Origin of the sequence: Prosthecobacter sp., assembly GCF_044222345.1 — a bacterium.
Lineage (GTDB): Bacteria > Verrucomicrobiota > Verrucomicrobiia > Verrucomicrobiales > Verrucomicrobiaceae > Prosthecobacter.
The window spans coordinates 1-12,684 of sequence record NZ_JBGANL010000088.1 but is presented as its reverse complement, the minus strand read 5'-3'; the positions used below and the strand labels follow the sequence as shown (position 1 = coordinate 12,684).

Annotated in this window: 7 protein-coding genes and 1 tRNA gene; 3 read left to right on the top strand and 5 right to left on the bottom strand. The window is 63.4% G+C overall.

Annotated features, from left to right (window positions below):
- From ACILSL_RS25395 to ACILSL_RS25375, 5 genes are all read right to left on the bottom strand, one after another.
- The coding region (locus tag ACILSL_RS25395) for a DUF1549 domain-containing protein (RefSeq protein ID WP_395734877.1) at window positions 1-727 on the bottom strand (727 nt) is incomplete at its 3' end.
- Window positions 728-1,138: 411 nt separating this feature from the next.
- Window positions 1,139-1,708 carry a hypothetical protein gene (locus ACILSL_RS25390; RefSeq protein ID WP_395734876.1) on the bottom strand — a complete coding sequence of 190 codons (570 nt, stop codon included), beginning with the start codon at window positions 1,706-1,708 and terminating at the stop codon, window positions 1,139-1,141.
- 60 nt (window positions 1,709-1,768) lie between these two features.
- Window positions 1,769-1,843, bottom strand: a tRNA-Cys gene (locus ACILSL_RS25385).
- 280 nt (window positions 1,844-2,123) lie between these two features.
- On the bottom strand, window positions 2,124-3,272 hold the full coding sequence (gene queG, locus ACILSL_RS25380) for a tRNA epoxyqueuosine(34) reductase QueG (RefSeq protein WP_395734875.1): 1,149 nt from the start codon (window positions 3,270-3,272) through the stop codon (window positions 2,124-2,126).
- Window positions 3,273-3,493: 221 nt separating this feature from the next.
- On the bottom strand, window positions 3,494-5,257 hold the full coding sequence (locus ACILSL_RS25375; RefSeq protein WP_395734874.1) for a dynamin family protein: 1,764 nt from the start codon (window positions 5,255-5,257) through the stop codon (window positions 3,494-3,496).
- A 226-nt stretch (window positions 5,258-5,483) separates the two neighbouring features.
- On the opposite strand from ACILSL_RS25375, the gene ACILSL_RS25370 reads away from it, so the two are divergent.
- The 3 genes from ACILSL_RS25370 to ACILSL_RS25360 all read left to right on the top strand — a co-directional run.
- Window positions 5,484-6,482 (top strand): hypothetical protein, encoded by a 999-nt coding sequence (locus tag ACILSL_RS25370; RefSeq protein WP_395734873.1) that lies wholly within the window; start codon window positions 5,484-5,486, stop codon window positions 6,480-6,482.
- Window positions 6,483-6,641: 159 nt separating this feature from the next.
- Window positions 6,642-12,038 (top strand): beta strand repeat-containing protein, encoded by a 5,397-nt coding sequence (locus ACILSL_RS25365; protein ID WP_395734872.1) that lies wholly within the window; start codon window positions 6,642-6,644, stop codon window positions 12,036-12,038.
- Between the two features lie 79 nt (window positions 12,039-12,117).
- Window positions 12,118-12,684 (top strand): tetratricopeptide repeat protein (locus ACILSL_RS25360; protein WP_395734871.1); only part of this gene is annotated, 567 nt, incomplete at its 3' end.

Sequence of the window (12,684 nt, the reverse complement as noted above, 5' to 3'; positions counted from 1 at the left end):
TGGCCGGGTTTTTGGGCCATGCAGGCTGTTTGAACGTGGTGCGAATGGCCATGTCTTGATCACGCACAAGGTCGCTGATGCCGCCGGCGATACCGCCGCCGACGTCTCTGATTTGCACGCCAAAGGTGAAGGCCGCCATCTCGTAGAACTGCTTCTGCGTCCACTTGTCAAAGGGGTGATTGTGGCACTGGGCGCACTCGATGCGGGTGCCCAGGAAGACGCGCACCGTGCTGGCCATGTTGTCCAAGGGCATACCACGATCCCGTGCGTAGTAGCCGATCGCACCATCGGACCAGGCCTTGCCCTCTCCTGCGACCATCTCCCGCACGAACATGTCGTACGGCTTGTTGCGGCGCAGGGCATCCTTGACGAAATGAACATAGGCGGGGCCTGTTCGCTGGCCCTTGGATTGCACGCGCAGCACATCGGCCCAGTGATGGAAGTAGTTCTGCACATAGCCCTCGGAAGCGAGGAGCTTGTCGATGAGTGCCGCCCGCCTTCCCTCTTCTCTGGAAGCCAGAAACTCCTCAGCCTCACGCGTGGTGGGAATGCGGCCCACCACATCCAGATAGATGCGGCGCACGAAGACGTTGTCATCCGCCGGGGCGTTGGGCGTCAAGTTGTGAGCCGCCCAGTCCTTCGCCAGCAGCGCGTCAATTTCAGCGGCGGCGGCGGACACTTCGGTGTCGGCCCGGGCGAGCGACGCCAGCCAAAACGTGAAGATCATTGAGCATGCCAGAAGGCTTTTCATTCGAGGTGAAACGCGGGACCTAGCCCTGCTTTTGCAGACGGACAAAGATGCCGGGCATGTATGGCACGCGGTTAAGGAGTGTCATCGTGGATTTCGTGGTGCTGGGCGCAGGCGTGCGGCGGTGCCTTTTGCAGACGCCCGTTCTTCGCACTTTGTGCTACGAAGGACAGGCTGCTGGCACCCGGCAGACATCAGTGAAGCGATGGGTTTGCTTCTCCAGAATCGTCGAAAATCTCAGCCCTGCGCACCATGGCCCAGTGATGGGCCGCGCGGAGACCAGGTGCTGATTAGAGCGTCACCCTAGCTGGAGAATGTTCCAGATGATTCTGGCCGCAGCACGGTGAGTGGGACTCAAACCAAGCTCATAGGGCTGAGCTGTGTCTGAAATCATGCCGGGAAGAGACTGGCAAAGTCCCATGCAGAAGAGAATGACAACCGATGGATGCCCTGAAGGCCGACGGTGGTGGTGAGGCGGCCTTCGGCCACGCCACTGACGGGCCAGTCGGCCTTGTTGAAACGGAAGGTCAGCCGCGTCAGCAGCTCGGGCGGAAGGACGGTGTCGAGGCTGAACGGAGTGGATCTCTCTGCCAGCAGGACATGATCTGACCCGGTCCAGTTTAAGGCGCGCAGCCAGGGGTGTAACTCGACCCCCTTGGCGAGGGTCTCGAAAGCCCGTGGCGCATGAGTCTCGGGAGGATAGAGATCAGGATGAGCGGCGATGAAGTCATCCACTGTCATGATGGCCCTGATCCGTACCTGCGAGAGAATGTGAAGGGCACCGTCTCGAACTGAAACGGGATACACGGTTTCTCCCGCCTTCACGCCGGCTTTGATGAAACTGGGCTGCGTGGTGTGAGGGCCGCCAAAGAGAAAGTCAATGCTCCTGCCGATGAGGCCGTGCTTTTTGGCGATCCGGACCCGGTCACTGTTCCAAAGCACTGTGTAGGCATTGCTCACCAGAGGGAATCGAGTTGAGGTTCACGATGCGACTGCCCGGGCTAGAAGGAGTGAATGAAGTGGAGGCGAGGGCGGGAATTGAACCCGCGCATACCGGTTTTGCAGACCAGTGCATTACCACTTTGCTACCTCGCCATGCTCGAAAGCGGCGGGAGGGTAGTGGGTGGAGAGGCGTTGTCAAGGTGAACGGCGAAAGAGGGCCGAGGGGAGTTTGCGGTCGTTGGCGATGGTTTGCTGTTGTTTGCAGTGGTTGGCCGTCCATCCTTCGCTCTTCGAGCTACGGAGGACTCGCTTCGCTCGGAGGCTGGATTTCCTGAATGACCCATAGTGTGCACAGGGACGTCCGCCCGGAGCCGGCTTCCTTCTTCGCCACGGCTACGAAGGACAAGAAAGCCGGTACTACAATACCCGGAGATCAGAGGTGGCGGGCCTGGATCTCCTGAATGGCCCACGCGGCATGCTCGGCGATCAGCGCGTTCTCGTCCCTTGCTGCCTGCTCCAGCGCGGGGAGGTCCTCGGTGCCGCCGGTGTTGCCGAGGGCGACGCAGACGTTGCGGAGGAAGGCGGGACGTTTGATGCGCTTGATGGGGGATTTGGCGAAGAGGGCGCGGAAGGTGTCGTCTGTGAGGCTTAAGAAGTCGCGGAGGGTGTGCTGGAAGATGGTGGTGCGGGCCTGGAAGGTGGCCTCATGGGAGGCCTGGGCGTGGCGGTTCCAGGGGCAGGCGTCGAGGCAGGAATCGCAGCCGTAGATGCGATCGCCGATGCCGCGGCGGAACTCGAGGGGGATGGGGCCTTTGGACTCGATGGTGAGGTAGGAGATGCAGCGGCGGGCATCAAGGCGACGAGGGGCGGTGATGGCCTGGGTGGGGCAGGCGACGATGCAGCGGGTGCAGGTGCCGCAGCGGTCGGGACCGGGTGCGTCTGGGGGGAGCGCCAGCGTGGTGAGGATGTCGGCGAGGAAGAACCAGGTGCCGAGGTGGCGGTGGATCTGCATGGTGCTTTTGCCGCCCCAGCCGAGGCCGGCTTCGCTGGCGAAGTCGCGCTCGAGGACGGGGCCGGTATCGACGTAGGGGCGCTGGGTACCGCCGTGGGCGGTGAGGAAGTCACTCAAGGCGCGGAGCTTGTTTTCGATGAGGTCATGGTAGTCGTTGTTCCAGGCGTAGCGGGCGATGCGGTACTGAGTTTGCAGTGGTTGGGCGGAGGTTTGGGAGAGAGCGGAGGGTGTTTGATGGCCTACGGAAGGCGCGGAAGACACGGAAGGGGGGCCGTCCTTCGCTCTGCGAGCTTCGGAGGACTCGCTGCGCTCGGGGTAGGAGCTGCCGCCTTGGTAGTAGTTGAGGGCGAGGACGATGACGGATTGGGCGCCGGGGAGGACGAGGGTGGGGTCGGTGCGGCGTTCGGGGTTGCGGGCGAGCCAGGCCATGTCGCCGTGCTTGCCTTCGGCGATCCATTGCTCAAAGAGGGCGCGGTGGGCGGCGGGCTGCGCGGGGGCGATGCGGCAGTCGTCAAAGCCGAGGGCGCGGGCTTGGGCGATGAGGGCGGATTTGAGCTCTGCGGGGGACACGGGGAAGGGGAAGTTTGCAGTGGGGGGAGCGAGAGCGCTGGATGGGACGGATCTGACGGATAGGACGGATCGGCCAAATCTACGGGATTGCCGGTTCACTGGCTACTGATTCACGGACCCCAGGTGGGTGACTTGGGTTTGCACTACCTTCGGCCCCCTCCTGCGGCACTTCTGAAAAACCACTGCCAACAACGGCAAACTACGGCAAACGATTGCCAACTCTACTTCCCGCCGGGGGGCATGAGGACTTGGATCTGCTGATCGATGGCGCTGAAGGATTCGGCAAGGGTGCGGAGGCGCTCGACGTGGGTGGACTGCTCGCGCTCGAGGTTGGCGGCGCTGGCCTGGGCGGGATTGAGGGTGTCGAGGAACTTGGTGAAGGAGGCGGTGACGTCTTCGGTGACCTGCCTGGAGAGCATTTCGCGGAGCGTGGCGGAGGATTCTTCGAGCTTGTCGAGGATGGAGTTGCGGGCGTTGGCGAGGCGGATCTGGGTGAGGAGGTAAACGACGCCGAGGAGGAGGAGGCCGGCACCGAAGGCGATGGCGGCGCTGGTGAGATCGTCCAACCAGCCGCAGAGGGCGGTGCCGAGGATGATGGGGATGATGAGGCGGGTCAGCCAGCGGGCGGTGACGCGGGCGCTTTCGAGGCCGGGCTCGATGTCTTCATCGAGCTTCAGCCCGATGACGAAGCGGCGGAGGGAGGAGTCCACATGTGTGCCGAAGCGGCGGCGCAGCTCGCTTTCATCTTCACCGTAATCATGCGAGGGGAGGACGACATCCGGCGGGAACAGGATGCCGCGACCTTGGGCATAGAGGAAGCGCTCGAACTGATGCACGTCTTCTTCCAGGACGAGGCTGACCTGGCGCCAGCGATCCCCGGTGCGGTGCTGGAGTTCCTGAAAGAGGCGGTGGTCGAGGCTCTGGGGGCGGGCGGCGGATTCGTCTGAGTCTTCGGCATCCTTGCGCTGGAAGGCTTTGCGGGTGGTGAGGGCATCGCTGGCGAGGCCGGCGACGCGCATGACGGACTCGTGGTAGTCGCGCTCGGTGGCATCGAGGGCGGGGAGGATTTTTTTCAGGGTGCGGTCCACCTGGAGCTCGCGCTCGGTCTGGAGTTCCTGGAGGACGACGGTCTTGTGCCTGGCCTGCTGCATGCGGACGGAGTGGCGCTCGCGCATGTCATTGAGGATCTGCCGAGCCAGGCGCATGGTGCTGGCGAGTTTGTTGAGGCGGGCGGCATTGTGCCGGACGATGGAGGAGATGTGGGCCTCCAGGGCGTGAAAGCCGCTGTCCTGCAGGAGGCGCTCGCGCTCGATGCCGGCATCGCGTGCGAGGAAGGCTTTTTTGGCGGAGACGGCGTAGAGGGGGAAATCACGGCCGAAGCGCTGGCGGGTGAGCTGACCCATGTAATCCGTGATGACCTGAATCTCCTCGGGGCTGCGGAGATCGCTCTGTTGAAGTACGAAGATGACGTGGCGCATCCACTCGCGGTGGACCTTTTCCAGGAACTGCCAGGCGGAGGCGCCCCAGGGGTTCATGGCAGAGAAGACGAAGATGACGAGATCTGCGATGGGGACGAAGCGCTCGGTGATGAGCTGGTGCTCGTTTTCGACGGAGTTCGTGCCGGGAGTGTCCACGATGTGGAAGTCGCGCAGGAAATCGACGGGGGCGTAGACTTCATCCAGGGTGGGGGTGACGGGGGCAACCTTGTGCTCTTCGCCATGACGGAAGAAGAGGATCTTGCCGGTGGTGGGGACGACGCCGGTGCTGGAGAAGTCCTGGCCGAAGAGGGCGTTGAGAAAGGTGGATTTGCCGACGTTGACCTCGCCGACGACGACGAAGACGAAGGGTTCCTTGAGGCTGGCGATGAGATTGTCCAGGATGGCGGCGGCTTCGCTGTCACCACCGGATTCACGCAGGGCTGCGGCCAGAGCCAGCAGGTCTGTGCCAATGCGTGAACGCAGTTCGAAATAGTCGTCTCCAATCATGAGGGGGGGTGGTGCAAAGTGTCGCGTGGTATCCGCACCGCAACCTCGCTTCGGATGGAGAGACAAGATTCAGGTGAAAAGTTTGAGGCTGGGGGGAGCCAGGGCTTGCGCATGAAGCGGGCAAGGAATGCGTCGTGTGCTGTCCGAAGGACAGAAAGGACGCCGGATGGCAAAATTCATCGCCAAATGTGTTCCCTTTTCGGCGTGGGGAATTAAAGAGCAGGTCTTGACTGATCTGCCCCCAGCCAGTGAATCTGCACACGTCCGGCATACGCCGTGGTGGCTGTGGCCGCATGTGCTGAGCCTGGAGGCGCCGATCGTGGCGGTGCTGTGGCAGGCGGCGCTGGCGCATGCGCATGGCATCCGGCTGACGCCGCTGATGAATGTGGGACTCGGGCTGGCCTGCTGGGCGATCTATCTGCTGGACCGCACGCTGGACACGCTGGCGGTGAAAAATGTGGCGGAGCTGGATGTGCGCCATGTGTTTTACCACCGGCACCGCCGTGTGCTGCTGCTGGGCGTGCTGCCGCCGGTGCTGCTGCTGCTGGGGTGGATGGCGCTGTATGTGATCCCCGAAGGCGTGCTGTGGCAGGCGGTGAGTCTGGCGCTGCTGGTGGCGCTGTATCTGGCGTCATGGTCGGCGCAGGGCAGCCGGGTGACGCGGGATGTGTTTGTGTCTTGTGCCGGGCTGGGGGGCGTCATGCTGATCTCACGCATGCCGATCACCAGCGGGTCGAAGTTCGCGCTGAGCCTTTTTGTGCTGGGCGTGATGGCATTGTCCTTTCTGCGGCAGCTGGACATCCGCATGGGGAATGTGCTGCCGAAGGAAATGACTGCCGCGCTGCTGTTTGCCATGGGCTGCACCACGAGCACGCGGTTTTTTGCCATGCCGGAGACCATTGCGGAGCCGGTGCTGGAGTGCGTGCTGCTGACGCTGCTCTTTGCGTGCAATCTGCACGGCATCACCTGCCGCGAGGCTGGTTTGAAGGATGATCGCAAGCACACGCGGCTGGTGCTGGGCACGGTGGTTTTTACGCTGGCGGTGCTGTGGGGCATTGAGCAGGGCATGCTGGAGCACACGCTGCTGGGCCCTGCCCGCGCCGCGCTGGGTGCGGTGGTGCTGCACGCCGTGGTGCAGGGGCTGCGGCGTCGGTTTTCGGCAGACGCTTATCGCGTGCTGGCGGACATGGCGCTGATCGTGCCGCTGCCGCTGGCATGGTGGTGAAAAGGCTGAAAATAAAGCTGCGCCACACCGCTGTGTGGTGATGAGCGCCACATGGATGGGTGAGCGTGTTTCAAACAAGGTTGAACCGGGGTGAATGAAGGACTATGGCGAAAATCCCCCTCCCTTAAAGCGCCCTCGGCGCGTTCCGAAAAAAGCCCCATGTCAGTTGTCTTGCGTCTTCGTCGCCTCGTTCCCGCATTCTCCTTCCTCAGCCTCCTGCTTGCCCAAACCGCCGCGCCTGCGGCAGTGCTGGTGTATGCCGACGTGGATGGCACCGCCAACTGGAACACCACTGAGCAAGCCTGGACGAATTCCGGCACGCCCAGTGTGTGGATCTCCACCAGCAGCGCTGAGTTTTCCAATGGCAACAGCGCCAACGGGGTCACACTCACGGAGGGCATCAATGCCACCTCCATCTCCCAATCCGGAGCCGGGACTAAGACGACAATCAGCGGCAGTGGTTTGACGCTCACGCTGTCCGGTGGCGGGGCCAGTCCGGTGGTGGCCAACAGCAGCGGAGCGGACCTCACCTTTGCTTCCGGGCTGACGATTCAGCAAAGCCCGGGCACCCCCGGGGACGCGCAGCGGTGGAATGCGGGCGCAGGATCCAATATCATCGTCAATGCCACGCTCAGCGGTGCGCTGACCGGCGGCCTGATCAAGGAAGGCGCGGGCGGGCTGCAGCTCAATGCAGCGAACAGCTATTCCGGTGCCACCTACCTCAGTGCCGGCGTGCTGCAGGTGGGAAATGCCACGGCGCTGGGCACCAGCACGCTGACGTTTCAGGGCGGCACACTGCGCTATGGCCTGGCCATCACAGGTGGCCTTTCCACGCAGTTTGCCACGCTTTCTGGCAGCGCGGCCATTCTCGACACCAATGGGTACGACATCATCCTTGGGAGTGCGGTCACAGGGACTGGCGGATTGGTGAAGCAGGGTAGCGGCATCCTCACGATGGCGGCGGGCAGCACCTATACCGGCGGCACCACGGTGGAGGCGGGCATCCTGCTCAGCGGTGCGGGCACGGGGGCCAATCCCTTCGGTGCGAATGGCAGCATGGTCACCGTGAAGAACGGAGCCACGCTGGACCTCAACTGGAGCAATGCCGCCAACTACGCCTCCGCCTATCAGCTCACCATCGAAGGCAAGGGTGTGGCGGACACCTCCAACACGGTGTTTGGCGGCTATGTCGGGGCACTGACCTCCTCCGGCACGTACAACAACACCTCCATCGCCTTCAGCAGCATGCTGCTCACCGGAGACACCACCATCTCCGGCCGGATGGGCGCCACCGGCCAGCGCTACGGCGTTCCGGCCAACATCGACGCCCGCGTGCGTGACTCCGGCGGCAACGTCATCGCCAATCAGTACTACACCCTCACCATCGTGAACGGCAACGCCATGAGCTGGCGCGGAGCCGCCGCCAACAACGTGTATGTGGGGGACATCCGGCTGGAGCAGGGCCGCCTATGGACGGACGCGGACAACTTGGGCGACAACAACTTCTCCCTCTACATCAACGCCAACTTGCTGGGCTCGACCACGATCTGGGGCGAGCTGGGCAACTGGCTCGGCACCCGCACCATCGCCAAGAAGACGGTCATCGCCGGTGGCCTGGTGGTGCTGGAAGGTTATCAAGGCTCCAGCGGGGCAAAGATCGACTACGGCACCGTGACCACGTTCACACTGAGCGGCCAGATGACGCTGAATGTCTCGGCATTGGCTGACAACCGCATCTCCGCCTCCTATTCCGTGCGTGATGCCAAGGTGACCGGCCAGATCACCGGCTCAGGCGGTTTGCGCTACACCGGCGCCACCGCCGCGCTCACGGACTGGGACCCCACCTACACCACCTCCGCCACCATCAATCGCTACAGCGTGCTGTACCTCACCAACAGCACCAACAACTTCACCGGCACCATCAAGCTGGACAGCGGCCTCATCCGCATGTCGGACGGCACCGCCAGCGGCAAGCTCGGCGGCGGCAGCAATGACTTCAGCTTCAACACCACCACGGCGCCCGCCATCCTCGACTTGTTTGGCACCAGCCAGAGCATCGGCGCGTTGAACGGTGCCAGCGCCACCTTCCACTTCGTTCAGAACAACCGGCAGAACACCACCTCCACCCTCACCGTGGGGAGTGGCGGCGCCAGCGGCAGCTTTGCCGGCGTGCTACGTGACTACGCCGCCCTGCCCGCAGACAACACGGCCATCACCAACGAAGGTGCGACGAACGCCAAACTCGCCCTGGTGAAGGCCGACGCGGGCCAGCAGGTGCTGACCAATGTGAGCACCTACACCGGCGGCACCACCATCACCGGCGGCTCCTTGCAGGTCGGCACCGGTGCCACCGGGCAGAGCACCGCGCGCCTGGGCAGCGGCTTCTTCACGGTGAACACTGGCGGCAGGCTGGAGGGCAACGGCTTCATCGGCTTTACCGGGCTGACCAGCACCGTGGCCTCCGGCGGCACGCTCAGCGTGGGCACCTCCACCCAGACCGGGCTGCAGTACCTCACCGTGGACGGCACGCTGAATGTAGCGGGAACGCTGTCGTTTGACCTCTGGGGTGTCAGCAGCGGGAGCGGCAGCCTGGCCAACAGCGACTACCTCACCTTCCTCACGGGTTCTTCCTTCAGCCTGGGCAGCACCGGCGTGCTGAACATCACGGCCAAGGCGGGTGCGGGAGATTCCACCACCTGGGCGGTGGGCACCTGGTTTCAGTTGTTTGATTTTGGCAATGTCACTTTGGGGAACCGCAGTGTGGCGCTGGACAACAGCGCCAGCTGGCTGCTGCCAGCGCTGAACTCCGGCCTCGTGCAGTGGGACTTCTCACGCCTGGCGACCGAAGGCCGCATCTACGTGGTGGCCAAGGCGGCGACCCAGACGCTGGAGTTTGATCCGGCGGACAGCTACACCGGAACGGCTCAGTGGAAGACCACCGCAGGTTACATGGCCTGGGACGACACCGGCATCGCGGGAGTGTCTCTGCAAGAATGGATAAACGGGGCCAACGCGGTCATTAAAAACAGCGCGTCGAATTCACTCAGTGTGGTGGAGAATGTATCCGCCAACAGCCTTTTCCAGTCGGTCACCGGCACCATCACGACGATCGATTCCGCGAACGGCAGTGTGCTCACCCTGAGCGGCACGAACCGCGTGGTGTCCAACACCAGCGGCACCACGCTCACCTTTGGCAGCGGACTCACCGTGGACATCAGCGGTACGGAGAAGGAATGGTATGCAGACGCCACCTCTCCCATCGTGGTGAACGGCATCATCACCGGTGCTGCGGGCAGCTACGTGAGCGGCACCGTCACGGGCGGTCTGATCAAGAGCGGAGATGGGGTGCTGGAACTGCGCGGTGCCAACACCTACAGCGGCGTCACCCGCCTGCAGGGCGGTGCGGTGCTCGCGACCACCGCCGCCGCCTTTGGCACCAGCAAGGTGGTGTTTGAAGGTGGCACGCTGAGGTATGGTGCAGCCATCACCGGCGGGTATGCCAGCCTGTTTGCCCCGCTGAACTACGGGTACATGGCGCGGCTGGACACCAACGGCTTCAACGTCACTCTGGACACCGCGCTCAGCGGCAGCAGCGGCCTCACCAAGCTTGGCACCGGCATCCTCACCGTGGCCGCAGGCAGCAGCTACACCGGCGGCACCGTGGTAGAGGCTGGTATTCTGAAGAACGGCGCCACCGCCGCGAACGCCACCAATCCTTTTGGAGCCAACGGCTCGCAGATCACCGTCAAGAGCGGTGCCACGCTGGATGTGAACTGGGCGGACGCCAGCAACTACGGCGGCTCCGCGAAGTACAACCTGCTGGTGGAAGGCAAGGGCGTGGCGGACTCCTCCGGCACCATCGCAGGCGGCTACGTCGGCGCGGTGGTCTCCTCCGGGTCCGCCAGCATGACTTCGTCCCCCTTCAACCTCATCACCATGACGGGAGATACCACCTTTGCCGGCCGCTACCTGAGCACCGGCGCGCGCTGGGGCATCACCGCCATCAATGCCAGCGGCTACAACATCACCTTCGTCAACGCCAACGGCCTCAGCTGGGCCGTCAGCTCCGCGGGCAACGCCCAGAACGTGCGCGACATCTACATCGAGCAGCAGCATGTCTATGCGGACAGCACCTACTTCGGCGACGACAACTACAGCATCATCATCAACGCCAGCAAACCCGGTGCCACTCTCTTCCGCGGCGAGCTGCGCCGCTACAGCAGTTCCGGCACCATCACCAAAAAGATCACCCTCAACGGCGGCGTCGTGCAGTATGAGGGCGAGCCCGCCGGGGGCATGGTGCCGCGCACCCTGACCCTCGCCGGACAGGTGACGCTGATGGACAACTCCACCATCGCCGCCAACCGACTCAACAGCAGCGGCGTCAGCCGCGACATCAAGATCACTGGCAGGCTGACCGGCGCGGGCGGGTTTGAATACCAGGGCAGCACCGGCAGCTACAACTACAACGGCACCACTCCCACCGACCGCTACAGCGTGCTCACGCTGGCCAATTCCGCCAACGACTTCACCGGAGCGGTGAACCTCATCCGCGGCGTCATCCGCATGTCCGACGGCGCGCTGAATGGCACTCTGGGCGCGAGCAGCAACGCGTTCAACTTCACCACGCCAGCCAACATCAGCGTGCTGGACCTCTTTGGCACCAGCCAGAGCATTGGCGCGCTCAATGGCACCAGCGCCACCAACCACTTTGTGCAGAACAACCGCGCCAGTACCACCGCCATCCTGACGGTGGGCAATGGTGGTGCCAGCGGCAGCTTCGCGGGCGTGCTGCGCGACTACGGCGCACTGCCCTCTGGCAATGCCTCCATGAACGAGGCCACCTACACCGGAGACGGTGCCACGGGTGCAAAGCTCGCCCTGGTGAAGACCGGCACTGGCACGCAGGTGCTCACTGGCGTGAATACTTTCAGCGGTGGTACGGTGGTCAATGGTGGCGTGCTGCAGGTGGGCGTGGGTAACACCGGGCAAAGCACCGCCACTCTCGGCAGCGGCGGGTTCACGGTGAACAACGGCGGCACGCTGGCTGGCAACGGCATCTTGGGCGTGGCCGGTACGCTGAATGTCGTCAATGTCGGCGGCATCCTCGCTCCAGGCACAAGCACGCAGACGGCCGCCCAGCGCCTGGACATCTACGGCGGCCTCACCAGCACCGGCACGCTGAGCTTTAATCTCTTCAGCGTGACCCTCGGCTCTGGCAGCACGAGCAACAGCGACACGCTGAAATTCTTCTCCAATGAACAGATCACGCTGGGCGGAACGCTGGCGGTGAGCAACAACACCGGCACCCTCTCCACTACCTGGACAGAAGGCACCTGGTTCCAGCTGGTGGACTGGAATGTCGTCGCCACCGGAAACCGCAGCGTGAACTTCACGGACGTCAGCTTTCTGCCCAGCCTGGCCGGCGGGCTGCAGTGGGATGTCAGTCAATTTGCGACCGATGGGCGCATTTACGTCGTCGTGCCGGAGCCCGGTCGTGCGGTGCTGGTGCTGATGGGGCTCGCGCTTTGTGCGGTGAGGCGCCGCCGCGCCTGATGCGGCACGGATGACATCTTTCGTCCGTCTGCATGGTTGCATGAGTTCATGACGTCTTGTGTCATGTTCTGATCATCCTATGAAGTCACTTCTCGCCCTCATCACCGTCCTTGTTCTTCCATCGCTGCTCCGCGCCGAAGACACGCCCAACGAGCTCTTTCGCCAGGGCGTGGACCTTTTCTTTGCGGCCAAACCGAAGGAGTCCGTGGCGGCTTTTGACAAGCTCATCGCGCTGGCACCGAAGTCGAAGCCGCAGCTCTGGCAGCGCGGGCTTTCACTTTATTACGCGGGCGATTTCAAAGGGGGGCGCGAGCAGTTTGAGGTGCACCAAACGGTGAACGGCAACGACGTCGAGAATGCCGCGTGGCATTTCCTGTGCATCGCCAAAGGGGAGGGCGTGGAGGCGGCGAGGAAGGTCTTCATCCCCATCGAAGGCGACAGCCGCATCCCCATGAAGCAGGTGCACGAACTCTTTGCCGGCAAAGGCAGCGAGGAGGCCGTGCTGAACGCCGCCGAGGAGGGCGACGGCGAACGCCTGCGCAACCACCGCTGCTACGCGCACTTGTATCTGGGGCTGTACTTTGAAGCGACGGGCGACAATGAGAAGGCGAAGATGCACATGCTCAAGGCCGCGAAGGATTACTCC